Genomic DNA, 24,898 nt, shown 5'->3' with positions numbered 1-24,898 from the left:
GACACCGGAACCTCCCCGACTCTCCCGACCGACCACCGTCCATCCGACCCCCGGCGTAGCCATCCGGCAGAGGGGCGCCCGCACCGCGCGCACCACGCGTGCGTCGGGGCGATGCGCGCCCCCGGGCGCCGCGCGCGCCTCCGCCCAGCGCCCCCTTGCCACGCACTGCCGGGCCGGTACCCCGACGGGCCCGGGGCCCTCGGGCCCCACCCCTCCCAGGGGCCCCCAAAACAACTTCATCTCTGGGCATTTTCTTGGTTTTGCGCTGATACCTCCGGTGCGGGGGCTCTGGTGGGGAGGCGTAACCTGTCCCCGTGGTCAGCGCGATATCACGTGGGGGCGCCCTCACCCCAGCCCCGCGCCCGGAGCGCACGGACGGCGTCCGTGGCCGGGCTCGCGCTCATCTCATCGGACGAGGCGAGTTCGCGGAGGTTCACCGTTTCGCCGGCCGTTTCGATCTTTGCGGCAATAATTCGTCTCTGACACAACACCTCGCGTCGGTGCGGTGCGCCGCGTCACCCTCTTCTACGTCACGCAACGGCGCGCGACAGGAGCCAGACAATGCAGACAAAGCTGGACGAAGCCAAGGCCGAACTGCTCGCACGGGCGGCGCAGGTCGCTGAGAACGGTTCGGCGGGCGGCCGCCCCGCCGACCAGGCGGGCGGCGGGGCCGTGGGGGGCATCCCGGGCCCCGACGACGGGGACGCCACCCTCGCGTTCCTCCAGCGCTACTATCTGCACACCGCGCCCGAGGACCTCGCCGGCAGCGACCCGGTCGACGTCTTCGGTGCCGCCCACTCCCACTTCCGTCTCGCGGAGAACCGCCCCCAGGGCACCGCCAACGTCCGTGTCCACACCCCCACCGTCGAGGAGAACGGGTGGACCTGCACCCATACGGTGGTCGAGGCGGTAACGGATGACATGCCCTTCTTGGTGGATTCCGTCACCAATGAGCTGTCCCGCCAGGGGCGCGGCATCCATGTGCTGATCCACCCCCAGATCGTGGTCCGCCGCGACGTCACGGGCAAGCTCCTGGCCGTGCTGCCCGACCGGGCCTCCGGCGCGGGCGACGACCTGCCACACGACGCGATCACGGAGAGCTGGATTCACGTCGAGATCGACCGCGAGACGGACCGCGGCGATCTGAAGCAGATCACATCCGATCTGCTGCGGGTCCTCGGTGACGCCAGGGAGGCCGTGGAGGACTGGGAGAAGATGCGGGAGGCCGCCCTCCGCATCGCCGATGGACTGCCCACGGAGCCCACCGCGGACGTCCCGGGCGAGGAGGTCGAGGAGGCCAGGGAGCTGCTGCGCTGGCTCGCCGCCGACCACTTCACCTTCCTCGGCTACCGCGAGTACGAGCTGCGCGGCACCGACGTGCTCGCCGCGGTCCCCGGCACCGGACTCGGCATCCTGCGCTCCGACCCCCACCAGGACGACAACGGCGACAACGGCGGCCACCATGAGCACCCCGCGGGACCCGCCTTCAGCACCCTCCCCGCCGACGCCCGCGCCAAGGCCCGCGAGCACCGCCTGCTGATCCTCACCAAGGCCAACAGCCGCGCCACCGTGCACCGCCCGTCCTACCTGGACTACGTGGGCGTCAAGAAGTTCGACGGCGAGGGCAACGTCATCGGGGAGCGCCGCTTCCTCGGCCTGTTCTCGTCCGCCGCCTACACCGAGTCGGTGCGCCGCGTGCCCGTCGTGCGGCGCAAGGTGCAGGAGGTGCTGCGCGGCGCCGGCTTCTCGCCCAACAGCCACGACGGCCGCGACCTGCTCCAGATCCTGGAGACGTACCCCCGCGACGAGCTGTTCCAGACGCCCCCCGACGAACTGCGGTCCATCGTCACCAGCGTCCTCTACCTCCAGGAGCGCCGCAGGCTCCGCCTCTACCTGCGCAAGGACGAGTACGGCCGCTACTACTCGGCGCTCGTCTACCTGCCGCGCGACCGCTACACCACCGGCGTCCGGCTGCGGATCATCGACATCCTGAAGGAGGAGCTCAGCGGCGCCAGCGTCGACTTCACCGCCTGGAACACCGAGTCCATCCTCTCCCGGCTGCACTTCGTGGTCCGCGTCGCGCCCGGCACCGAGCTGCCGCGCCTCAGCGACGCCGACAAGGACCGTATCGAGTCCCGCCTGGTGGAGGCCGCCAGGTCGTGGGCCGACGGATTCGCCGAGGCGCTGAACGCGGAGTGCGGCGAGGAGCGCGCCGCGGAGCTGCTGCGCCGCTACGGCAACGCCTTCCCCGAGGGCTACAAGGCCGACCACTCCCCGCGCGCCGCCGTCGCCGACCTCGTCCACCTGGAGCGCCTCGACAAGGAGAGCGAGGACTTCTCGCTCTCGCTGTACGAGCCGGTCGGCGCGGCCCCCGACGAGCGCCGGCTGAAGATCTACCGCACCGGCGGGCAGGTCTCCCTCTCCTCGGTGCTGCCCGTCCTCAGCCGCCTCGGCTGCGAGGTCACGGACGAGCGCCCGTACGAGCTGCGCTGCGCGGACCGCACCCACGCGTGGGTGTACGACTTCGGCCTGCGGATGCCCCCCGTCAAGGGCGGCGACTTCCTCGGCGACGACGGCCGCGAGCGCTTCCAGGACGCGTTCGCCGCGGTGTGGACGGGGCGCGCGGAGAACGACGGCTTCAACGCGCTCGTGCTGAGCGCCGGGCTGACCTGGCGGCAGGCCATGGTGCTGCGCGCGTACGCCAAGTACCTGCGGCAGGCGGCGTTCACCTTCAGCCAGGACTATATGGAGGACACCCTCCGCAACAACGTCCACACCACCCGGCTGCTGGTGTCGCTGTTCGAGGCCAGGATGGCGCCCGAGCGGCAGCGCGCGGGGACGGAGCTGACCGAGGGCCTCCTCGAAGAGGTCTACGGCGCCCTCGACCAGGTCGCGAGCCTCGACGAGGACCGCATCCTGCGCTCTTTCCTCACCGTCATCAAGGCGACCCTGCGGACCAACTTCTTCCAGGAGGCAGACGGCGGCGAACCGCACGCGTACGTGTCGATGAAGTTCGACCCGCAGGCCGTCCCCGAACTGCCCGCGCCGCGGCCCGCGTACGAGATCTGGGTGTACTCGCCGCGCGTCGAGGGCGTGCACCTGCGGTTCGGCAAGGTCGCGCGCGGCGGCCTGCGCTGGTCCGACCGGCGTGAGGACTTCCGCACCGAGATCCTGGGCCTGGTCAAGGCGCAGATGGTGAAGAACACCGTGATCGTGCCGGTCGGCGCCAAGGGCGGCTTCGTCGCCAAGCAGCTCCCCGACCCTTCGGTCGACCGGGACGCCTGGCTGAAGGAGGGCGTCGCCTGCTACAAGACGTTCATCTCGGCGCTGCTCGACATCACCGACAACCTCGTGTCGGGCGAGGTCGTGCCGCCCGCCGACGTGGTGCGGCACGACGAGGACGACACCTATCTCGTCGTCGCCGCCGACAAGGGCACGGCCACCTTCTCCGACATCGCCAACGACGTCGCCGTCTCGTACGACTTCTGGCTCGGCGACGCGTTCGCGTCCGGCGGCTCCGCGGGCTACGACCACAAGGGCATGGGCATCACCGCCCGCGGCGCCTGGGAGTCTGTGAAACGGCACTTCAGGGAGCTGGGCCACGACACCCAGACCGAGGACTTCACGGTCGTCGGCGTCGGCGACATGTCCGGCGACGTGTTCGGCAACGGGATGCTGCTGAGCGAGCACATCAGGCTCGTGGCCGCCTTCGACCACCGGCACATCTTCATCGACCCCACCCCCGACGCGGCCGCTTCGTACGCGGAGCGGCGCCGCGTCTTCGACCTGCCGCGCAGCTCCTGGGCCGACTACGACAAGGGCCTGCTGTCCGCGGGCGGCGGCGTCTTCCCCCGCTCCGCCAAGTCGATCCCGCTGAACGGGCACATCAGGGAGGCCCTCGGCATCGAGGGCAAGGTCGCCAAGATGACCCCGGCCGACCTGATGCGGGCCATCCTGAAGGCCCCGGTCGACCTGCTGTGGAACGGCGGCATCGGCACGTACGTGAAGGCGGCGTCCGAGTCGCAGGCCGACGTCGGCGACAAGGCGAACGACGCGATCCGGGTGGACGGCGGCGAACTGCGCGTCCGCGTCGTCGGCGAGGGCGGCAACCTCGGCCTCACCCAGCTCGGCCGCATCGAGTTCGCCCAGGCGGGCGGCAGGGTCAACACCGACGCGATCGACAACAGCGCGGGCGTCGACACCTCCGACCACGAGGTCAACATCAAGATCCTGCTGAACGCGGTCGTCGCCGCGGGCGACCTCACCGTGAAGCAGCGCAACAGCCTGCTCGCGGAGATGACCGACGAGGTCGGCCGCCTCGTGCTGCGCAACAACTACGCCCAGAACACCGCGCTCGCCAACTCGGCCGCCCAGGCGCCGTCGCTGCTCAACGCCCATCAGCGGTTCATGCGCCGGCTCGGGAACGACGGCCACCTCGACCGGGGGCTGGAGTTCCTGCCGAACGACCGGCAGATCAAGGAGCGCCTGAACAACGGGCGCGGACTCACCCAGCCCGAGCTGGCGGTCCTCCTCGCCTACACCAAGATCACGGCGGCCGACGAGCTGATCGGCACCACGCTGCCCGACGACCCGTACCTGCTCAGGCTGCTGCACGCCTACTTCCCGAAGCAGGTGCGCGAGCGGTTCCCCGAGCAGGTCGAGGCGCACGCGCTGCACCGCGAGATCGTCACCACCGTCCTCGTCAACGACACCGTCAACACCGGCGGTTCCACCTTCCTGCACCGGCTGCGGGAGGAGACCGGGGCCTCGCTCGAAGAGATCGTGAGGGCGCAGCTCGCCGCGCGGGAGATCTTCGGGCTCGCCGGGGTGTGGGACGCCGTCGAGGACCTCGACAACGTCGTCGCCGCCGACGTGCAGACCAGGATCAGGCTGCACTCGCGGCGGCTCGTGGAGCGCGGCACCCGCTGGCTGCTCAACAACAGGCCGCAGCCGCTGGAACTCGCCACGACCATCGACTTCTTCCGCGACGGGGTCGCCGGGGTCTGGGCCGACCTGCCGAAGCTGCTGTGCGGCCGGGACGCCGAGTGGTACCAGTCGCTGCGGGACGAGCTGACCGGCGCCGACGTCCCCGACGAACTCGCGCGGCACGTGGCCGGTTTCTCCGCGGTCTTCCCGATCCTGGACATCGTGGCCATCGCCGACCGCATGGCCAAGACACCCCTCGACGTCGCCGAGGTCTACTACGACCTGTCGGACCGGCTGAGCATCGCCCAGCTCAGGGACCGGGTGGTGGAGCTGCCGCGCAACGACAGGTGGCAGAGCATGGCACGCGCCTCCATCCGCGAGGACCTGTACGCGGCCCACGCGGCGCTCACCGCCGACGTCCTCGCGGCGGGCAACGGCACCTCCACGCCCGAGGAGCGGTTCAAGGCGTGGGAGCAGAAGAACGCGGCCATCCTCGGGCGGGCCAGGGCCACCCTGGAGGAGATCCAGGGCTCGGACGCGTTCGACCTGGCCAACCTGTCGGTCGCGATGCGCACCATGCGCACGCTGCTGCGCACCCACAGCTAGCCACCGCCGGGAGCCCACGGCTCCCGGCCACCACGTAGGGGCGCCCACGATGCTTTCGTGGGCGCCCCCTGCGCGCTTCTACGAGCCCCGTGCGGGGCCGCCGGTCGGCGCCCGGGGCCGCCTGACGCCGGGGGAATGCCGGGCCCCGGGTGTGGGCGGGGGTGCTGGGGCTTGTGGGGCGCGGGCCTGGTTACGCTCGCCCCCAGTGGCGACGACTCGCTGGCACCGCCCGGGGCGCACCCCGCACCGCCCGCGCCGCCCCGGGCGCACCCCGCGCCGTCCGGCGCGCCCCTCACCCCTTCCGGGGAGCCGGCGTTTTCTTGTCCGGGGCGTTGGTGAACTTCTCGTACTCCTTCAGGACGTCGTCCGTCGGCCCGTCCATCCGCAGTTCGCCGCGCTCCAGCCACAGCACCCGCTCGCAGGTGTCGCGGATCGACTTGTTGCTGTGGCTGACGAGGAACACGGTGCCCGCCTCGCGGCGCAGCTCCCTGATCCGGGCCTCCGAGCGCTTCTGGAAGGAGCGGTCGCCGGTGGCCAGCGCCTCGTCGATGAGCAGGACGTCGTGGTCCTTGGCGGCGGCGATGGAGAACCGCAGCCGCGCGGCCATGCCGGAGGAGTAGGTGCGCATCGGCAGGGTGATGAAGTCGCCCTTCTCGTTGATGCCGGAGAAGTCGACGATGCCCTGGTAGCGCTCCCTGATCTGCTGGCGTGACATGCCCATCGCCAGGCCGCCGAGGTGGACGTTGCGCTCGCCCGTGAGGTCGTTCATCAGGGCCGCGTTCACCCCGAGCAGGGACGGCTGGCCGCCGGTGTAGATATGGCCGTTCTCCACGGGCAGCAGGCCCGCGACCGCCTTCAGCAGCGTCGACTTCCCGGAGCCGTTGGTTCCGATCAACCCGATCGCCTCACCGCGGTAGGCGTTGAAGGACACGTTCCGTACGGCGTGCACGGTACGGGTACCCGCCGCGCGTGCCGTCCTGCCGGGGCGCAGCATCCTGCTGAGCGCCGCGGTGGCGCTCCCGCGCCCCGTCTTCGCGCCGTTCACGCGGTAGATGATGTCCACGCCGTCGACGATCACCGTGGGCACCCGCTCCCCGGCCACGGCGGGGGGCGCGTCCGCGGGCGCCATGGGTGTCGCGTTCGCCATCTCAGCCACGTCCGTACGTCTCCTCGGCCTGCCAGAAGAAGATGAAACCGCCGACCCCCGCGACGACCGCCCAGCCCAGCGCCACCGGCCACACATGCGGCGGGAGCTGGCCGGAGTGGAAGCTGTCGATCAGCGAGAAGCGCATGAGATCGATGTAGACCGCCGCCGGGTTGATCTCCAGGAGCAGCTTTACGACCGCGGGCGCGTGCCTGCCGTTGAGCACCTTGTCGATGCTCCACATCACGCCTGATGTGTACATCCAGGTCCTGGTGAGGAACGGCATGAGCTGCGCCATGTCCGGCGTCCTGCTGCCGAGCCGCGCCATGATCAGCGCCAGGCCCGCGTTGAACGTCGACTGGAGCGTCAGCGCGGGCACCGCGAGCAGCCACGACAGCGCAGGCGGCACCCCGAACCCGAGCAGGATCACCACGAGCGCGCACATCGAGAACAGCATCTGCTGGAGCTGCTGGAGGCAGATCGACAGCGGCAGCGCCGCGCGCGGGAAGTGCAGTGCCCGCACCAGGCCGAGGCTGCCCGAGATGGCGCGGGTGCCGGTGAGCACCGACTGCTGGGTGAAGGTGAAGACGAAGACCCCGGTGACCAGGAACGGCACGAAGTCGGGGACGCCACGCTTGGTGTTCAGCAGCAGTCCGAAGATCAGATAGAACACGGCCGCGTTCAGCAGTGGCGTCGCGACCTGCCAGACCTGGCCCAGCTTGGCCTGGCTGTACTGGGCGGTGAGTTTCGCGGTGGCGAAGGCGGTGATGAAGTGGCGTCGCCGCCACAACTGCCCCACGTAGCTGGGCAGGTTCGGCCGGGCGCCGCTCACGGTGAGGCCGTGGCGGGCGGCCAGCTCCGCGGGGGTCGGAGCGTGCGCCGGACTCGGCGCGTCGAGGACCTGGGTCACATTCGTCGGCTTCCGCTCGGGACAGGACGTCGGGACGGGTCGGTGACGGTACGGGGACGCCGACGGCGCCCGTCCGGCCGGGACCGGGAGCGGTGGCGGGGCCGCGGGTCCCGCAACCTCGTTACGTCGGAACGGTTCCGTATCGTCGCAACGTCGAGAGTAGAGGCGGGCGAGGACGGAACGCAACCGTATCGTCGTAACGCCCCTATGCTGTCCTGATGACCGCGAACGAGCAGGGCCCAGAGCCGGAGTCCGCACGGCGCCGCGCCCCGGCCGGGGCGGCCGTGCTGCGGGCGGAGAAGACCGAGGCCATCAGGGAGGCCGTCTTCGCGGAACTCGCGGCCGTGGGCTACGCGCGCATGTCCATCGAGGGCATCGCGCGCCGCGCGGGCGTCGGCAAGACCGCCGTCTACCGGCGCTGGCGCTCCAAGCTGCACGTGGTCCTCGACCTGGTGTCGGCGCTCGCGGTGCAGGGGCTGCCGACACCCGACACGGGGGTCCTGGAGGACGACCTGCTGATGCTGTACGAGCTGACCTCGCGGGTGCTGCGGCACCCGGTGGCCTCCCAGATCCTCCCCGACCTCCAGGCCGAGGCCGCCCGCAACCCCGACATGGCGCAGGCCGTCCAGAAAGCCCTCAGGGAGGGCCAGTACGGGGTGGCCATCGGCATCGTGCGCTCTGCCGTGGAGCGCGGCGAGGTGTCGGCGGACCTCGACGAGGAACTGGCGCTCGACCTGATCGCGGGCCCGCTCTACTGGCGTGCCGTGGTGATGCGCGCCAAGCAGCCGAAGGGCCACACCCAACGCCTCGCCAAGGCCACGGCGGCGGCACTGCGGGCTCTCTGAGTTCCCGGCGGGGGCCTCGGCGGGGCGGCGTACGGGTGCGCGGGGGCGCGCGGCGTTGCGTGGGGGAGGCGCGTGCGGCGGGGGCTGGCGGAGAGAGGCTAGCGGGGCTTGAGTTCCGCCGCGTCGAGGGCCGCCGTCAGGCGGTCGAGCCGCTCCTTCAGCTCCATGACCTCCTCCAGTGAGCAGCCCATCGCGTCGCCGAGCCGCCGCGGCACCTCGGCCGCACGGTCCCTGAGGGCTGCACCCCTGTCGGTGGGCCTGATCCGCACCGACCGCTCGTCGCTCGCGCTGCGCTCCCGCGCCACGAGGCCCGCCGCCTCCAGGCGCTTCAGCAGCGGCGACAGCGTGCCCGAGTCCAGCCGCAGCCGCTCCCCGAGCCGCTTCACGGGCTGCTCGCCCTCCTCCCACAGCGCGAGCATCACCAGGTACTGCGGATAGGTCAGGCCGAGGTCCTTCAGCAGCACCCGATAGGCGCCGTTGAAGGCGCGCGAGGCGACATGCGTGGCGAAGCAGACCATCAGATCCAGCCGCAGCAAGTCGTCGTCGGACCCGGCGCCCTGAGGTCCTGGCGGTGTCGGGGGCGCCGGCGGTGTCGTGGTCATGCCCCCAGGGTACCCCTCGCGCCACATTTAGTTGTGCACAACTTAATTGTGTGCTCTACTGTCCATGTGAGTGGCCGCAGCAGTGGCTACGCCGAAGTGAGAGGGATGGTTTCGATGGACGCGCTGTACACCGCCGCCGCCACTGCCAACGGCCGTGACGGGAGGGCCGTCAGCTCCGACGGCCAGCTCGACCTGACCCTGGCGACGCCCCCGGCCCTCGGCGGCAGCGGCAAGGGCACCAATCCCGAGCAGTTGTTCGCCGCCGGCTACGCGGCCTGCTTCGCGTCGGCCCTCGGCCTCGTCGGACGCACCGCCAAGGTCGACACCAGCGAGGTCTCGGTCACGGCCGAGGTCGGCATCGGCAAGGACGGCGAGAGCTTCGGCCTCGCGGTGACGCTCCGCGTGGAGCTGCCGGAGTCCCTCTCCGGCGAAGAGGGCAGGAAGCTCGTCGAGCAGGCCCACGGCGTCTGCCCCTACTCCAAGGCGACCCGCGGCAACATCCCGGTCGAGCTGGTCGTCGAGTAACGGCCACCGTCCGCCCTGCCGCCTCCACCCCCGGGTGGGGGCGGACACCGCCGGGGAGGGGGCCCCGACCCGCCCTCGGGTGGAGCGCGGGTGGAGAACCAAACGGGCGAAAACCCCACCCGTGGACCGATCCGCAGGCCCGACCCCCCATGCTCCACTAGCACCTGTGAACACCACCGCCCCACACCCCGCACCCCATCCGCCCGCTCCGCCCGCTCCGACCGCACCCCCGTCCACGCTGACCTCCCCGCTCGCCCGACTCCCTCGGCCCGCCACGCCCAGGAGGCCCCACGCCCGCCACGCCCCACCGCCCGAGCCACCCCCTCCCGACACCCCACCCGCTCACACCACCGCGTTACGCCCCCACGCCTCGGCCCTCCGCCTCTCACCCCTCCGTCGCCCGCACCTCAAGCGGTGGCACGACCGCGCCCAGTGGCCTGTCCCGCCGGGAAAGACGCGACGCCCCCAGCAGCTCCGGCGCGAGCACCGCACGCAGCACCCGCTCCGCCGCCCGCCCGTCCTCCGCCTCACAGAAACCCTCGCGGAACGCGGCACGCAGCCGCGCCGACTCCCCGTCCCGCCACGCCCCCGACGCGAAGAGCCCCGTCAGCTCACGCGCCGAGCGGGCCACATGACCAGGCGGCCGCGCCGTGACATCCGTGTACACACCCCGCGCCGCGCGGAACGCCCCCAGATCGTCCGCCAGCAGCACCACGGGCCGATCCAGCAGCACGAAGTCGAACATCAACGCCGAGTAGTCCGTGACCAGCGCGTCCGACGCCAGCATCAGATCCGTCACCGACGGCTCGTCCGTCGCGTCCACGACCACACCCCGCCGGTGCAGATCCCGCAACAGCAGCGCCCGCTCAGGACGATCGGCAAGCCCCGGGTGCAACCGCACGACGAGCGTCGCCCCCGCACCGAGCGCCCCCGCCAGCCCCTCCAGATCGGCGCGCAGCGCGAAACGGCCCCGCCGGTAGTCCCGCGGCGTCGGCGCGTACAGCACCACCGTGTCGCCCGCACCGATCCCCAGCCGCCCACGCGCCACCGCCGCCCGCACCGCATCCCCGTTCACCAGCACGTCATTGCGGGGGCTCCCGACACACAGCGACGTGAAGTGACACGGGTACGCCCGCTCCCACACCCCCTGCGCGTACCGGCCCGCCGCCAGGCTGTAGTCCCAGCGATCGGCGCGCCGCAGCATCGCCCGCACATCCCACCCGTACCGCGCCCCCGGCCTCAGCAGCAGATCGGCCCCCATGAACTTCAGCGGCGTCCCCAGATGCGTCTGCACATGCACCGACCCCGGCCGCTTCACCAGCGACCCCGCCCAGTTGACGTCGTTGAACCAGTACGTCGCCCGCGCCATCACGTCGAAGTACCGCCGCGAACCCAGCTCCACCCGGTCCACCCCCGGCGGCACCCGGTCGAGCGCCTCGGGAAGCACGACCCACACCCCGCGCAGCCCCGGCGCCAGCCGGGCGGCACGCTCGTACAGGGCCGCCGGATCACCCGACACCGCACGGTGGTGCCAGGAGGCGAACACGGCCAGCCGCGGATCGAGCGGCTCCCGCAGCCGCTCCTCGTACCAGCGCAGGTCCGACCGCTCCCGCAGCCGCTCCCCGGCCCGACGCGCCCCCCTGGCGGAGACCCGGCCCGCGCGCCGCGCCCAGCGCTGCCCCGCCCACACCCCGTACGGCGCCGTGGCCAGCAGCCGCATCTCCCGGCCACGCGCGGTCGCGGGCGGCACGAAACCCTCCGGGACATGCCGACGGCAGAAAGCGGCGGCCCTGTCGTAGAACGCACCGCGGTCCGCCGCCCGCACCCGCTCCGGCCTGGCCAGCGTGAAGAGCATGTGGTCCAACGCCCGCTCGAAGAGCATCGGCCGCGCCCAGGCCAGCCCAGGCCGGCCGTCGAGATCGGCGAACAGCCCCTCGTACTGCGCGAAGATGTCGAAGTGCCGGCGCCCCGGAGTACGGGTGATCGCACCCTGCCGCCGCTGCCGGTACTCCACCCCCACCCGGTCGAGACAGCCGATCCGCTCGGCCGTCACCATCGCCCGGTAGGTCACCGGAGCGTCCTCGTAGAGCCCCGGCTCGTAGCTGAAGCCGTGCGCCAGGTAGAAGTCCCGCCGGAACGCCTTGTTCCACGCCACCAGGAACAGGTGCACGTACTCGGGACGCTCCCGCAGGCTGAACGTGTCCGTACCGGCCCGCGCCAGCAGCTCGGCCGACGCGCTCGGCCCGGAGGAGCCCCACCAGTGGGTGCGCACATGGTCGAAGGCGACGATGTCCGGGTCCCCGGTCACCGCCAGCCGGTCCGCGAGAGCGGACAGCAGCCCCGGCGTGTAGGAGTCGTCGCTGTCGAGGAACAGCAGGTAGTCGCCCGTGGCGTGCCGCACACCCGCGTTACGGGCCCGCCCGAGACCCACGTTCTCCGGCAGGTGCACCGCCCGCACCCGCGGGTCACGGGCCGCGTACTCGTCGATGATGTCGCCGCACCCGTCGGGACAGCGGTCGTCGACGGCGATCACCTCGAAGTCCCCGAAGGACTGCCCGAGCACCGAGTCGAGACAGGCACCGAGGAAACCCCGCACCCTGAACACCGGCACGATCACACTGAAGCGGGGCACGGATCAGCTCCCTTCCCGGACGGACGCCGCCGGCCCGGCGCCCCCCGGACCATGTCCGACAGGGCGCGCGGCCGGCGCGGGCACCCGCTCCCCGAGCGGCACCACGGGCGGCAGGGCCTCGGGCGGCTCACCCAGCAGCACCCGCCGCACCACCCGCTCCGCGGCACGCCCGTCGTCGAAGCCGCAGAAGCGCTCACGGAACGCGGCCCGCGCCCGCCGCGCCCCCTCGTCGGCCCACCGCCCGTCGCGGAACAGTGCGGCCAACTCCTCCTGAGTGCGCGCCACGGGACCGGGCGGACACTCCATCAGATCGAAGGTGACACCCCTGGTCTCCCGGTAGACGTCCCAGTCGTCCGCGAAGACGACGATCGGCCGGTCAAGGTTGGCGTAGTCGAACATGATCGACGAGTAGTCCGTGATCAGCCCGTCCGCGGCGAGGCACACGTCCTCGGCGCAGCCGTGCCGGGTCACGTCGATCACCCGCGGCCCGCCCGCTGCCCGCGCCCCGCGCGGCACGGCACCCGCCCGCGCCCCGCTGTCGTTCTCCGCGTAGAAGTAGTGCGCCCGCAGCAGCACGACGAACTCCTCGCCCGCCGCCTCACAGAACGCCTCCAGATCCAACTGGGCGTCGAAACCGGTCCGGTAGTCCCGGTGCGTCGGCGCGTACAACAGCGCCGTACGGCCCTCGGGCACACCCAGGGCACGACGGGCACGCGCCACCTCCGCCGCACCGGCCGTCGTGTACACGTCGTTGCGCGGGTAGCCGTACTCCAGCATCTCGTACGACGCCGGGAACTCCCGCTCCCAGACCCGCGTCGAGTGCCGGTTCGAGGACAGGTTGTAGTCCCAGCGGTCGACCCGCGCCAGCAGTCTGCCGAAGCCCCCGCTGTGCGCCGCCACCACCGGGTACGCCGCCTGCTCGACCCCCATCGTCTTCAATGGCGTGCCGTGCTGGGTCTGGAGGTGCACGGTACCCGGCCGCTTCACCACGGCATCCGGAAAGTTCGCGTTGTTGACCAGGTACTTCGCCCTCGCCAGCACCCGCCACGCCTCCGGACTGCCGAGGACGGCGTGGTCGACACCCTCCGGCATCCGCTCCGCCGCCTCCTCCGTGACCAGGAACACCGAGCGGATATGCGGGGCGAGCCTGGCGGCGGCCGCATGGATCGCCGCCGGATTGCAGGCGTAGCCACGGCCCCAGTACGCGCAGTACACGGCCAGGTTCTCGTCCACCGGCAGCCGCAGCGCCGCCGCGTAGCCCGCCGGGTAGCGCCGCCGCACCGCCCGCTTCACCCGCCGCGCCCGCCCCAGCACACGCCCCGCGGCCCGCACGGCGCCCCGATGCGTGTCCCGCAGCGCACGGAACGCGGAATAGGCGCCCGCCGCCAGCAGCCGGTGCTGCACCCCGAGAGCGCCCGGGGGCGGCGTGTACCCGGCGGGACGGTGACACCGGTACAGCTCCTGCGCCCGCTCGAAGAACTCGGCGCCGCTCCCCTCGGGAAGCAGCCCGGGGGCGCTCGCCACCCGCAGCAGATGCCCCGTCAACCGCCCGAAGAGCGCCTCGGACCGCTCCACCGGCACACCCGCCCGCCTGGCCCTGCCGAGCGCCAGGTCCACCTGGTCGAGGAGGTCGAAGTGCCCCGGACCCGGCTCCCGCAGCCGGGAGCCCTGCCGCCGCAGCAGATGCCGTACACAGACCGCGTGAAGCACCGCGATCCGCTCGGCCGCCAGCAGCTCAAGGACACCCCAGGGCAGATCCGTATAGAGCCCCGGAGGGAAGAACAGCCCCCGGTCGAAGAGGAACCGCCTGCGGTGGACGGCGCTCCAGGCGGGCAGTTCGGCCCCCGTCAACCGCGGTGCGGCCGCGGGCGGGAACGCCCCGGAGTGCGGCCCGCCCGGGGACGTGTCCAGCACCCCCGCCAGCGCCTCCGCCACCGGTTCTCCGATCACGGGCCCCCGCCACCAGTGCACCCGCTGGTGCCCGGTGAACAGCACGTCGACATCGCCGACGGCATCGAGCCTGGCACCCACGGCCGCGAGCGCACCCGGCGCCAATGTGTCATCACCGTCGAGAAAGAGGAGATAGTCACCGACAGCAGCCGCGGCCCCGGTGTTACGGGCCCCGCCGAGCCCCTCGGACACCGGCGAGAACACCGGCGGACGCACCCGCCCGTCCCGCGCCGCCGCCCGCAGCGCCACCGCGGTCTCCGGCGCCTCGGGCCCCCCGGACACGGGCACCACCTCGACACCCCCGAAACCGTCCGACTGCGCGAGCACGGACGCCAGCGCATCCGCATACCGCCCGAGGACACCATGGCCTGGCACGACGACACTGAACCGGGGAGCCGCCGAAGGATCTTTACGCGGTAGTACGGGCATACTTGTACATATTGCCCGATTAAACGCCGGTAGGCGACCTGTGCGCAGCCGGACGAGAGGGGAGAGGCGACCGGACGGGAGGGGGCCGGGGAGGACGGGCGAGAGGGGGCAGGGGCGAGGGGGAGAGGGGAGGGAGGGAGAGGGGAGGGGGGAGGGGGGAGGGGCCCCCTCCCTACAGATCCCCCGCCCACCACCGCGACTCCTCCCCCGCAAGATCCCCCGTCTCCGGTGTCCGTTCCCGCACGGTGTCCAGCCAGGCATGCACAAGCGAGCCGAACCGTTCCCTCTCGGCGGCCACGCCAGCCCCGGCGTCCGCCGCGCGACCACCCCCGTCGATCAGCGCCAGCAGGGCAAGCAGGTCCGCCCCCGCAGGCGTGTCGTTGTCGCAGGAGCGACACAGCGGAGCCTCCCGGAATCCGGGGACGGGCCGCCCGGCCCGGTTGTGCCAGGTGTGCGGATAGCGGGCCACGAGCAGTAGCGGCGCCCCGCAGCGCGGGCAGGGCGGCACCGTCCCGCAGACCCGCAGTTCGACGGCGCCGTGCTCACCGGTCGCCGGGCCCGTGCCGACTCGGCCGACGGCGCTGGACGAGTCGCCCGCCGGGCCCCTACCGGACCGCCCACCGGAGCGGGACCCCCCACCCGCCGGACCCCCGCCCGCCGGACCCCCGCCGCCCCGACTCTCGCCGCCCCGACCGAAGCCGCCACCTCCACCAGACCCCCGACTCACGCCGACCCCGCCCCCGACCATGACCCGGCCCCCGACCACGAGTCAGGCCCGAAAGCGCTCTTTATCTCCGAGGCGACGGCCGTGGGGTTCACTCTGGCGTGGAGTGCGTACACCGTCGTGTCGTGGGGGCCGTGGACGGTGAGGTGTACGGGGCTTTCGCCCGGGTGGTCGGTGAGGATGCGTTTCAGTTCCAGGACGGTGCGTTCGGTGATCCGGTGGGCGGGCAGGGCCAGCCGCACCGGGGGTGCGCCGCCGTGCTCCGCGGAGGACACGTCGAGTACGGAAAGCTCCCTGCCGAAGAGGTGCACGGTGCCGTCCCGGTCCTCGATCCTGCCGGTGACGCTGACGACGTTGTCCTCGGCGAGCGCGTCGCGTACGAGCCGGTAGGCGGCGGGGAAGAAGAGGACCTCGATGCTCGCGTCGCGGTCGGCGAGGTCGACGACGGCCCAGGGGTTGCCCTGTTTGGTCAGCTTCGCCTGCACACCGGCGACGAGACCGGACAGCCGTACGTCCCCCGTGGTGCGTCCTGAGGCGAGGAGTTCGGCGATGGAGCAGTCCCGGGCGCGGGCGAGGACGTGTTCGGCGCCGTCGAGCGGGTGGGCGGAGACGTACAGGCCGAGCATGTCGCGTTCGGTGGCGAGGAGTTGCCGGCGCGGCCACTCGCGTGGGTCGACGGGGAAGTCGAGGCCGAGTGCGGGCCCCGCGCCCCCCTCGCCCCCCTCGCCCGCGAGGTGGCCGAAGAGGTCGTCCTGTCCGAAGCCGGCGGCCTTCTTCACGGGGGTGATCGCGTCGATGGCGTCCTCGTGGACGGCGGCGAGGCCCCTGCGGGTGTGCTGGAGGGAGTCGAAGGTGCCTGCCTTGATGAGGGAGTCCACGGCCCGCTTGTTCAGCGCGGGCAGTTCGGCCTTGTCGAGGAAGTCGGCGAAGGAGGTGTAGCGGCCCTTGGCGCGGCGGGCGTCGACGAGGGCGTCGATGACCTGGTCGCCGACGTTGCGTACGGAGCGCAGTCCGAAGCGGACGTCGTCGCCGACGGCGGCGAACTCGGCGACCGACTCGTTCACGTCGGGCTGGAGGACCCGTACGCCGTTCTTGCGGGCGTCGGCGAGGTAGACGGCGGCCTTGTCCTTGTCGTCGCCGACGGAGGTGAGGAGGGCGGCCATGTACTCCGCGGGGTAGTTGGCCTTGAGGTAGGCGGTCCAGTACGAGACCAGGCCGTATCCGGCGGTGTGGGACTTGTTGAAGGCGTAGCCGGAGAACGGGAGCATCACGTCCCACAAGGCCTTGACGGCCTCCTCGCCGAAGCCGCTCCGGCGCATGCCGTCGTGGAACTTGTCCCATTCGGCGGCGAGTACCTCGGGTTTCTTCTTGCCCATCGCGCGGCGCAGCAGGTCGGCGCCGCCGAGGGTGTACCCGGCGAGTTCCCGGGCGATGGCCATGATCTGTTCCTGGTAGACGAGGAGGTGGAAGGTGTTGCCGAGGATGGGTTCCAGGGCCTCGCGCAGTTCGGGGTGGATCGGGGTGATCTGCTGGCGGCCGGTCTTGCGGTGGGCGTAGTTGGTGTGTGCGTTGGCGGCCATCGGGCCGGGCCGGTAGAGGGCGTTGACGGCGGCGATGTCCTCGAAGCGGGTGGGTTCCATCTGGCGCAGCAGGACGCGCATGCCGCCGCCGTCGAGCTGGAAGACGCCGAAGGTGTTGCCCTCGGCCAGCAGCCGGTACGTCTTCGGGTCGTCGAGGGGGATGACGGTGGTGGACGGGTCGCCGTCCATCGGGTCGACGGTGGCGAGGCGGACGCCGCGGTTGTCGCGGATGTTGTCGATGGCCTGGTCGATGACGCCGAGGTTGCGCAGTCCGAGGAAGTCCATCTTGATCAGGCCCATGGCCTCGCAGGACGGGTAGTCGAAGCCGGTGATCTTCACTCCGTCCGAGGCGCGCATGTGCAGCGGGATGCGGTCGGTGAGGCGGGTCTTGGAGAGGATGACGGCGGCGGCGTGCACGCCGGTGCCGCGGGTGAGGCCCTCGACTCCGCGGGCGGCGTCGACGACCCGCCGCACGTCGGGTTCGCTCTCGTACATCTGCCGGATCTCGGCGGTCTCGCCGTGGCGTTCGTGGGCGGGGTCGAAGACGGCGGCGAGCGGCGCCGGCTTGCCGTTCTGGTCAGGGGGGAGGGCCTTGGTGATGCGTTCGCCGTGGGAGTAGGGGTAGCCGAGGATGCGTGAGGAGTCCTTGATCGCGTTCTTGGCCTTGATCCTGCCGAACGTGTTCACCAGGGCGGTGAACTCCTCGCCGTACTTCTCGGTGACGTAGCGGACCATGCGGTCGCGCTGGCGGTCGTCGAAGTCGAGGTCGACGTCGGGCGGGTTGATGCGTTCGGGGTTGAGGAAACGTTCGAAGAGGAGGCCGTGTTCCAGGGGGCACAGTTCGGTGATGCGGATGGCGTAGGCGACGAGGGAGCCGGTGGCGGAGCCGCGGCCGGGGCCGAGGGGGATGCGGTTCTCGCGGGCGTGCCGGCAGATGTCGGCGACCACGAGGAAGTAGGAGCTGAAGCCCATGGGGCCGATGACCGACATCTCGGTCTCGAAGCGGTCGAGGATGTGTCCGGGGAGCGGGGTGCCGTAGCGGGTGGCGAGGCCCTTCATGACCTCGGCGCGCAGCCAGGACTCCTGGGTCTCGCCGTCGGGCACGTCGGGGAAGCGGGGCATCTCGTCGACGTGGTCGAAGACCTCGTCGTAGGGCTCGATGCCGTCGGCGACGAGGAGGGTGTTGTCGCAGGCTTCGGGGAGGCCGGAGAACAGGGCGCGCATCTCTGCGGCCGTCTTGAGGTAGTAGCCGGAGCCGTTGAAGCGGAAGCGGTCCGGGTCGTCCTTGTTCTTGCCGACGCCGATGCACAGCAGGCTGTCGTGGGCGTCGGCCTGGTCCTCGGTCACGTAGTGGGCGTCGTTGGTGGCCAGCGGTGGGATGTTCAGGTCGCGGGCCAGCCGCAGCAGGTCGTCGCGGACGGCGCGCTCGATGTCGAGGCCGTGGTCCATGAGTTCGAGGTAGTAGTGGTCGCGGCCGAAGATCTCCTGGTAGGCGCCGGCCGCGGCCCTCGCCTCGTCGTACTGGCCGAGCCGGAGCCGGGTCTGGATCTCGCCCGAGGGGCAGCCGGTGGTGGCGATGACGCCCTGGGGGCGTTCGGCGATCAGTTCGCGGTCCATGCGCGGCTTGCCCGCGGGGAACTGGCCCTCGTAGCTGGCGCGGGTGCTGAGCCAGAAGAGGTTGCGCAGGCCCTGGGCGGTGCGGGCCCACATCGTCATGTGGGTGAAGCGCCCGCCGCCCGAGACGTCCTTCGTCCCCTCGCCGTCGGCGGCGGGGGCGCGCCGCCCGCCGCCGCCCCAGAACTCCCGCTTCCTGGCGAAACGGGACGAGGGCGCCACATAGGCTTCGATGCCGATGACCGGTCTGATGCCGTCGTGGTCCTTGGCGACCTGGGCGAACTCGTGGGCGCCGAACATGTTGCCGTGGTCGCTCATGGCGATCGCGGGCATGCCCTGCCGCGCCACCTCGTCGAACATCGGCCTGAGTCGCTGTGCGCCGTCGAGCATCGAGTACTCGGTGTGGTTGTGCAGGTGGACGAAGGAGTCGGGCACGGGGTGGCACCTCCGGGGACGCGGGCCCGGCCGTGCGGGCGAGGGCGTGGCCTGTCGGTGTCCGGCCGTGTGCGCGGCGCGCCGTGCCGCCGCTCGTACAACCGGGCGTTGACCGCCCTCATCAAAACGGCCGGGGAGAGGCGGAATCAAACAACCATGTCGCCTCCTTCGGTCAACGGCTGGTTGTGCACATAGGCTGACCAGTGTGGATCTCACCGCAGTGCGCACCTTTGTCGCCGCCGTGGACGCGGGGCAGTTCCAGGAGGCCGCCGCCGTCCTGGGGATCACCCAGCAGGCCGTCTCCAAGCGTGTCGCCGCGCTGGAGCGTGATCTCGGGGTGCGGCTGTTCGGCCGTCCGGTCCGCGGTGCGGGGCTGACGATCGACGGGCAGGCGTTCCTGCCGCACGCCAGGGCGCTGCTGCGGGCCGAGGAGCGGGCGGCGGCCTCCGTGCGGGCGGGGCGGCGGGCGCTGCGGGTCGACGTGATCGGGCGGCGGCTCTCGCTCGCGGGCCTGCTGCGCGACTTCCACCGCGCGCACCCGGGGACGGAACTCGACGTGGTGACGCTGTTCGACTCGCAGGCGGCGGTCGCGGCCGTGCGTGCCGGGACGATCGACGCGACCTTCCGCGCCGTCACGATGCCGGGCGGGCGGCTCCCCGACGGTGTCGCCCACACCCCGGTCTTCGACGAGCCGCTGCACCTGTTCACGGGCCCGGCCCACGAGTTCGCCGCCGCGCGGTCGGTCACCCCGGCCCGGCTCGCCGGGCACCGCATCTGGATGCCGGGCAACGCGCCGGGCACCGAGTGGACCGCGTTCTACGACGAGTTCGCCGCGGCGTTCGGGCTGACCATCGACGCGGTCGGCCCCGACTTCGGCATCGAGCCGCTCCTCGACACCATCGCGGGCTCCTCGACGCTGGCGACGTTCGTCAGCGAGCGCACCCCGCTGGTGTGGCCCGCGGGCCATGACCTGCGGCGCATCCCGCTGCGCGACCCGGTGCCGCTCTACCCGCACTCGCTCATCTGGCGCGCCGACAACCCGCATCCCGGGCTCGCGGCGCTGCGCGCCCATCTCGCCGCCGCCTACCCGGGCCGCCCCGACGGCGGTGTCTGGACACCCGGCTGGGCCGCGCCCGCGCCCGCCCCGCACGGCCGACGCACCCCGCCCCCGCCAGGACGCGCCCCGGCCCCGGGCGGGTGAGCCCGGGGCCGGGGGGTGCGGCGGGGGAGGGGTACGTCCACCCGGAGGCGGGGCGGCCTACTTGACCGCCCCCGCCATGACTCCCGACACGAACTGCCGCTGGAAGGCGAAGAACACCGCCAGCGGGATCACCATCGAGATGAACGCGCCGGGCGCCAGGATGTCGACATTGCTGCCGAACTGGCGCACCTGGGTCTGGAGCGCCACGGTGATCGGCTGGCTGTCGGCGTCGGCGAAGATCAGCGCGATCAGCATGTCGTTCCACACCCACAGGAACTGGAAGATGCCGAGCGAGGCGATCGCGGGCCCGCCGAGCGGCATGACCACCCGGAAGAACAGCCGCAGTTCGCCCGCGCCGTCCAGCCGGGCCGCCTCCAGCAGCTCCTTGGGGATCTCCGCGAAGAAGTTCCGCAGCAGGAACACCGCGAACGGCAGCCCGAACCCGGCGTGGAAGAGGATCACCCCGAAGATCGAGCCGAAGATGCCGATGTCGCCGAAGAGCTTCGCGATCGGCAGCAGCGCCACCTGCACCGGCACCACCAGCAGCCCGACCACCCCGACGAACCACCAGTCGCGTCCCGGGAAGTCCATCCACGCGAACGCGTAGCCCGCGAGCGCGCCGACCACCACCACGAGCACGGTGGCGGGGATGGTGATCAGGAGGGAGTTGACCAGCGAGTTGGTCATGTCCGAGTTGGACAGGAGGTTGTCGTAGTTGTCGAACGTCAGCTTCGCGGGGCTGGTGAACACCTTCCACCAACCGCTGGAGTTGAGGTCGTCCGCGGTCCGCAGCGAGGAGATCAGCAGACCGACGGTCGGCACCAGCCAGAACAGGCCGACCACGATCAGGAAGACCCGCAGCAGTCCGCCGCTCGCCAGTTCCGCGATCCGGCCGCCGACGGACCGGCCGCCGCCCGAGGGGGCGGGCCGCGGCGCCGTCTTCACCGCGGCGCCTGACACGGCGGCCTCACCCGCCACGGCACTACTGTCCGCCGTCATCGCCGCGCCTCCCGACGTATTCTCCGCACGTTGAACCACATCACCGGGATGACCAGCAGGAGCAGCAGGATCGAGATGGCGCTGGCCACCCCGGGTTTGTCCTCGCCGAACGCGGAGCGGTAGAGCTGGAGCGCCAGCACGTTCGCGTCGTCCTGCGAGGAGCCGGGCGCGATGATGAAGACCAGGTCGAAGATCTTCAACACATTGATCATCAACGTGACCAGCACCACCGCGAGCACCGGCGCCAGCATCGGCACGGTGATCCTGCGGAACACCTGCCACTCGTTCGCGCCGTCCACGCGGGCCGCCTCAAGCAGTTCGCGGGGCATGCCCGCGAGCCCGGCCGCGATCAGCACCATCGCGAAGCCCGCCCACATCCACACGTACGACGCGATGATCGCCGGGGTGACGAGGGTCGGGCCGAGCCAGTCGACACCGGCGTACGGCTCCCTGAAGTTGGCCGCGGGCAGCCGCAGCAGCGCCCCGTCCGCCTTGTCGGAGAACGAGAACGTGCCGTCGCCGCCCGCCTTGGCGGTCTCGACGACCTTGCCGCCCTTGACCGCCTCGATCTTCATCCCGGCGTAGCCGACCTCGCCCGCGTCGACGCCGCCCCGGGTGCCGACGCCCTTGCCGCGGGTGAAGTCCTGCCAGGCGGTGCCGGTGACCTTGCCCGGGTCGGCCGACGCCTGCCTGGCCGCGCCCGCGCCGTCCGGGAGATCCTCGGGCGCCACACCGACCATCGCGAGCGCCACCGGGGTGCCCGCCTTCACGGGGTCCTTGGTGACGAACGCGCCGCCGCCCGCGGGCTTCAGCGGGGACTGGGCCCCCGGGTGCGCCTTCGGGAACGCGGACGACTCGGCGAACGTGTCGTGGATGCCCACCCACACCGCGTTCGCCACGCCCCGGTCGGGCTCGGCCTCGTACACGAGCCGGAAGATGATCCCGGCGGCGAGCATCGAGATCGCCATCGGCATGAACACGATCAGCTTGAACGCGGTGCCCCAGCGGACGCGTTCGGTGAGGACCGCGAAGATCAGGCCGAGGACCGTCGCCACCGCGGGCGCCACGACGACCCAGATCGCGGTGTTCTTGATCGCGGTGAGGATGGTGTGGTCGGTGAAGAGTTCCTTGTAGTTGTCGAAGCCGACGAATCCGCCGCCGCTGTTCGCGCCGAAGCTGCGCACCAGCGAGTAGACGATCGGATAGACCACGAGCGCGCCCAGCAGGACGAGTGCCGGGAACAGGAAGGCGACCGCCACCCATTTACGGGTACCTGTCACGCTCTTGCGTTTGCCTGGGGGGGTGGGGGGCGCCCCTGGGACGTCCCCCACGGCAGTGACCGCCATCGCCCGTCAGTCCTTGTAGACCTTGGCGGCCTCGGCTTCGAGCCGGGTCGCGGTGCCGTCCACGTCCTTCGGGTTCTTCAGGAAGTCCTGGAGCACCTTCCACTCGCCCTTGCCGGGGGTGCCGCCGAACGCCTGCGGGGCCTGGTCGGACATGTCGTAGCGGAAGTCGTCACCCGCGTCGATGAGGGCCTTGGCCATCGACCTCTGGACGTCGTTCGGGTACGCGGCCTGCTTGACCTCCTTGTTGGGGGACAGGTAGCCGCCCTGCTTCGCCCAGATGGTGGCGGCGTCGGGCGACGCGAGGAACGTCATCAGCGCCTGGCCCGCCTTGGAGTCCTTCAGCAGGGTCGCCGCGTCGCCGCCGCTGACCACGGGCGGCTGGTCGCCGACGGCCGGGAACGGGAACACCTTGGCGTCGGTGCCGATCTTCGCCTTGGCCTGCTGGACGTTGGCACCGGCGAAGTCCGCCTCGAAGACCATGCCGGCCTTGGGCTGGTCGCCGCCGGTGAACGTCTGGGTGACGGACGTCGGGAAGTCCGTCTGGAGCGCGCCGTCCGCGCCGCCCGCCACGAAGTCCTTCTTGCCCCACATCTGGGCGAGGGTCTTCAGCGCGTCCTTCACCGACGGGTCGGTCCACTTGATCTTGTGCGCGGCGAGCTGGTCGTACTTGTCGGGGCCCGCCTGCGACAGGTACACGTTCTCGAACCAGTCGGTGAGCACCCAGCCGTCGGACGCGCCGATGGACATCGGGGTGACACCGGAGTCGTAGACGGTCTGGGAGGCGTCCATGAGCGTCTTCCAGGTCTTCGGCTCCTGGGCGCCCGCGTTCTCGAAGACCTTGGTGTTGTACCAGACCAGGGACTTGTTGGCGGCCTTGAAGTAGACCCCGTACTGCTTGCCGTCGACCTTGCCGAGGTCGGCCCAGCCGGGCGAGTAGTTCTTCTTCAGCTCGGCCGTCGCCTCGGCGCCGAGCGGCTTCGCCCACTTCTTGTCGACGGCCTGCTCGATGGCGCCGACCTGCGGCAGCATCGCCACGTCCGGCGGGGCGCCGCCCGCGATCTTGGAGCCGAGGAAGTTGATGATCGGGTCCTGCCCGGGGACGTACGTGACGTCGGCGCCGGTGCGCTTCTCGAACTCCGCGAGGACCTTCTTGAAGTTGTCCGCCTCGACGCCGGACCAGACCGCCGAGACCTGGAGCTTCTGCCCGTCCAGCTTCGGCAGCTTCACCGTCTGCGGCACGGCCGCGTCCGCGCTGCTGTTCGCGCCGCCGCCCTTGCCGGTGTCCCCCTTGTCGTCGTCGGACCCGCCGCACGCGCTCAGGCTCACGGCGAGCGCGCCCGCGATCAGCGCGGCCGCCGCCTTCACGGCTCTGGGATCGCGCCGACCGGCGCGGCTTGAGTGTCGCAGGCTACTGCGCATGATGCCCCGTTCTTCATGTGTCGCGCGCTCTCGCCCCGTGTCGGGGCGGGAGCGTTCTGTGTCCGCTCTGGTCTACTGCCGGGCCGCCGCGAGCGGCAAGACGGTCAGCGGCCCCAAGTCCAAGATCGTGACGGGGTCGTGATGTGAGGTCAGGCGGTGATTCTTGCTTCTCTGAATACCCCATCGAGAACCGGCCGTTCACCAGTTTTCCCGGGCCGCGGCCACCCGCTGGTCCACTGCGCGCGAGGACGGCGGCGGCGCCGGAAGCGGGCTCCGACGGGCCTTGTCCGGCCGGTCGGAGCACCGCGGACCGGGTCGGCGGCCGCCGTGACACCGGGATGACGTGGCCGTTTCCGGCCAGGTCGACGGGGCGACGGTTGTGCCGTTTCTTGCCCCGGCCGCGGCGGCGTTACGCGCGGGGCGGCCCCGCGGCAGACACGGCTGATGACGCCCCACCCGACAACGGCGAAAACTCACCGTCAGCGGGGCGTCAGCACGGGGGCACGCGGTGCGCCACGGTGCCCTGTGGGGCCTTGCGGGGGTGTGGGGTGGGCGTGTTGTGCCGGGGGCTTGTTGGGCGGGGGCGCCTGCTCCGGGGGCGCGTGCTGTGTGGAGGCGCGGGGTGCGCGGTCGTGCGGGGGTGCGGGTCGCCCGCGGTGCGGGGGCGCGGGCTGTACGGGGCTCGGGGCGCGGGCGCGCCGCCGACCGCCGCCGCACGGCCGGCACCACCGCCTGCTTCGCGGCCCCCCGGCACCTCGAAGGCCCCGCCCCTCCCGGACGTACTGCCCTTTGGGCTCGCCACGCCTTCCGGGCTCCGGGCTTCCCACGTCTCCCAGGCCCCCTGGCCCCCCGGAGCCTTCCGGGCCGTCCGGCGCCCCGGCTCCCCGGGCTCTCCCGGGCATACCCTCGCCTCGCGGCCTCGCGGCCTCGCGGCCTCGCGGCCTCGCGGCCTCGCGGCCTCGCGGCCTCGCGGCCTCGCGGCCTCGCGGCCTCGCGGCCTCGCGGCCTCGC

Annotated in this window: 14 protein-coding genes; 4 read left to right on the top strand and 10 right to left on the bottom strand. The window is 71.8% G+C overall.

The genetic code is table 11. From position 1 onward, the window contains the following. Positions 1-561: 561 nt before the first annotated feature. On the top strand, positions 562-5,532 hold the full coding sequence (locus ACIBIW_RS29250; RefSeq protein WP_399340238.1) for an NAD-glutamate dehydrogenase: 4,971 nt from the start codon (positions 562-564) through the stop codon (positions 5,530-5,532). A gap of 292 nt (positions 5,533-5,824) precedes the next feature. Here the strand turns inward: ACIBIW_RS29250 and ACIBIW_RS29245 are convergent, their stop codons facing one another. Together ACIBIW_RS29245 and ACIBIW_RS29240 are read right to left on the bottom strand one after the other, a co-directional pair. Then, a complete protein-coding gene (locus ACIBIW_RS29245; protein ID WP_399340286.1) occupies positions 5,825-6,679 on the bottom strand; it encodes an ABC transporter ATP-binding protein in 855 nt (284 codons plus the stop codon). A 1-nt stretch (position 6,680) separates the two neighbouring features. Further along, entirely contained in the window at positions 6,681-7,586 is a 906-nt protein-coding gene (locus tag ACIBIW_RS29240; RefSeq protein ID WP_399340237.1) for an ABC transporter permease, read from the bottom strand. Positions 7,587-7,804: 218 nt separating this feature from the next. On the opposite strand from ACIBIW_RS29240, the gene ACIBIW_RS29235 reads away from it, so the two are divergent. Further along, complete coding sequence (locus tag ACIBIW_RS29235) at positions 7,805-8,431, top strand: TetR/AcrR family transcriptional regulator (RefSeq protein ID WP_399340235.1); 627 nt, start codon at positions 7,805-7,807, stop codon at positions 8,429-8,431. 98 nt (positions 8,432-8,529) lie between these two features. On the opposite strand, the gene ACIBIW_RS29230 is transcribed toward ACIBIW_RS29235, so the two are convergent. After that, complete coding sequence (locus ACIBIW_RS29230) at positions 8,530-9,033, bottom strand: MarR family winged helix-turn-helix transcriptional regulator (protein ID WP_399340233.1); 504 nt, start codon at positions 9,031-9,033, stop codon at positions 8,530-8,532. Positions 9,034-9,147: 114 nt separating this feature from the next. On the opposite strand from ACIBIW_RS29230, the gene ACIBIW_RS29225 reads away from it, so the two are divergent. Beyond that, complete coding sequence (locus tag ACIBIW_RS29225; RefSeq protein WP_399340231.1) at positions 9,148-9,558, top strand: organic hydroperoxide resistance protein; 411 nt, start codon at positions 9,148-9,150, stop codon at positions 9,556-9,558. 385 nt (positions 9,559-9,943) lie between these two features. On the opposite strand, the gene ACIBIW_RS29220 is transcribed toward ACIBIW_RS29225, so the two are convergent. From ACIBIW_RS29220 to dnaE, 4 genes are all read right to left on the bottom strand, one after another. Further along, complete coding sequence (locus tag ACIBIW_RS29220) at positions 9,944-12,190, bottom strand: CDP-glycerol glycerophosphotransferase family protein (RefSeq protein WP_399340230.1); 2,247 nt, start codon at positions 12,188-12,190, stop codon at positions 9,944-9,946. Positions 12,191-12,193: 3 nt separating this feature from the next. Beyond that, the gene (locus tag ACIBIW_RS29215; RefSeq protein ID WP_399340227.1) at positions 12,194-14,569 is read right to left on the bottom strand and encodes a bifunctional glycosyltransferase family 2 protein/CDP-glycerol:glycerophosphate glycerophosphotransferase; all 2,376 of its coding nucleotides are present in this window, start codon (positions 14,567-14,569) and stop codon (positions 12,194-12,196) included. Positions 14,570-14,741: 172 nt separating this feature from the next. Further along, positions 14,742-15,317, bottom strand: a complete 576-nt coding sequence (locus tag ACIBIW_RS29210; protein WP_399340225.1) for a DUF6300 family protein — start codon at positions 15,315-15,317, stop codon at positions 14,742-14,744. Further along, complete coding sequence (gene dnaE, locus ACIBIW_RS29205) at positions 15,293-18,922, bottom strand: DNA polymerase III subunit alpha (RefSeq protein ID WP_399340223.1); 3,630 nt, start codon at positions 18,920-18,922, stop codon at positions 15,293-15,295. The genes ACIBIW_RS29210 and dnaE overlap by 25 nt, the downstream gene beginning before the upstream one ends. Positions 18,923-19,127: 205 nt before the next feature. Here dnaE and ACIBIW_RS29200 point away from each other — a divergent pair, with 205 nt between their 5' ends. Then, positions 19,128-20,123, top strand: coding sequence for a LysR family transcriptional regulator (locus ACIBIW_RS29200; protein ID WP_399340220.1), 996 nt, complete (start codon positions 19,128-19,130; stop codon positions 20,121-20,123). Between the two features lie 57 nt (positions 20,124-20,180). On the opposite strand, the gene ACIBIW_RS29195 is transcribed toward ACIBIW_RS29200, so the two are convergent. The 3 genes from ACIBIW_RS29195 to ACIBIW_RS29185 form a co-directional block, all read right to left on the bottom strand. Beyond that, positions 20,181-21,122, bottom strand: coding sequence for a carbohydrate ABC transporter permease (locus ACIBIW_RS29195; RefSeq protein WP_399340218.1), 942 nt, complete (start codon positions 21,120-21,122; stop codon positions 20,181-20,183). Then, a complete protein-coding gene (locus tag ACIBIW_RS29190; protein ID WP_399340216.1) occupies positions 21,119-22,402 on the bottom strand; it encodes a carbohydrate ABC transporter permease in 1,284 nt (427 codons plus the stop codon). The genes ACIBIW_RS29195 and ACIBIW_RS29190 overlap by 4 nt, the downstream gene beginning before the upstream one ends. 72 nt (positions 22,403-22,474) lie before the next feature. Further along, positions 22,475-23,887, bottom strand: coding sequence for an ABC transporter substrate-binding protein (locus ACIBIW_RS29185; RefSeq protein WP_399340213.1), 1,413 nt, complete (start codon positions 23,885-23,887; stop codon positions 22,475-22,477). Between the last annotated feature and the right edge of the window lie 1,011 nt (positions 23,888-24,898).

The organism is Streptomyces sp. NPDC050560, from assembly GCF_044457285.1.
Taxonomy (GTDB): domain Bacteria; phylum Actinomycetota; class Actinomycetes; order Streptomycetales; family Streptomycetaceae; genus Streptomyces.
Note: the sequence above shows the minus strand (reverse complement) of the source record. Positions and strands in the feature narration are given on the sequence as shown.

Bases quoted from the DNA above. Each gene is read 5' to 3' on its own strand.
- ACIBIW_RS29250 (WP_399340238.1), top strand. From the start codon at position 562: ATGCAGACAAAGCTGGACGAAGCCAAGGCCGAACTGCTCGCACGGGCG.
- ACIBIW_RS29245 (WP_399340286.1), bottom strand. From the start codon at position 6,679: ATGGCGAACGCGACACCCATGGCGCCCGCGGACGCGCCCCCCGCCGTG.
- ACIBIW_RS29235 (WP_399340235.1), top strand. From the start codon at position 7,805: ATGACCGCGAACGAGCAGGGCCCAGAGCCGGAGTCCGCACGGCGCCGC.
- ACIBIW_RS29230 (WP_399340233.1), bottom strand. From the start codon at position 9,033: ATGACCACGACACCGCCGGCGCCCCCGACACCGCCAGGACCTCAGGGC.
- ACIBIW_RS29225 (WP_399340231.1), top strand. From the start codon at position 9,148: ATGGACGCGCTGTACACCGCCGCCGCCACTGCCAACGGCCGTGACGGG.
- ACIBIW_RS29215 (WP_399340227.1), bottom strand. From the start codon at position 14,569: ATGCCCGTACTACCGCGTAAAGATCCTTCGGCGGCTCCCCGGTTCAGT.
- ACIBIW_RS29210 (WP_399340225.1), bottom strand. From the start codon at position 15,317: ATGGTCGGGGGCGGGGTCGGCGTGAGTCGGGGGTCTGGTGGAGGTGGC.
- ACIBIW_RS29195 (WP_399340218.1), bottom strand. From the start codon at position 21,122: ATGACGGCGGACAGTAGTGCCGTGGCGGGTGAGGCCGCCGTGTCAGGC.
- ACIBIW_RS29185 (WP_399340213.1), bottom strand. From the start codon at position 23,887: ATGCGCAGTAGCCTGCGACACTCAAGCCGCGCCGGTCGGCGCGATCCC.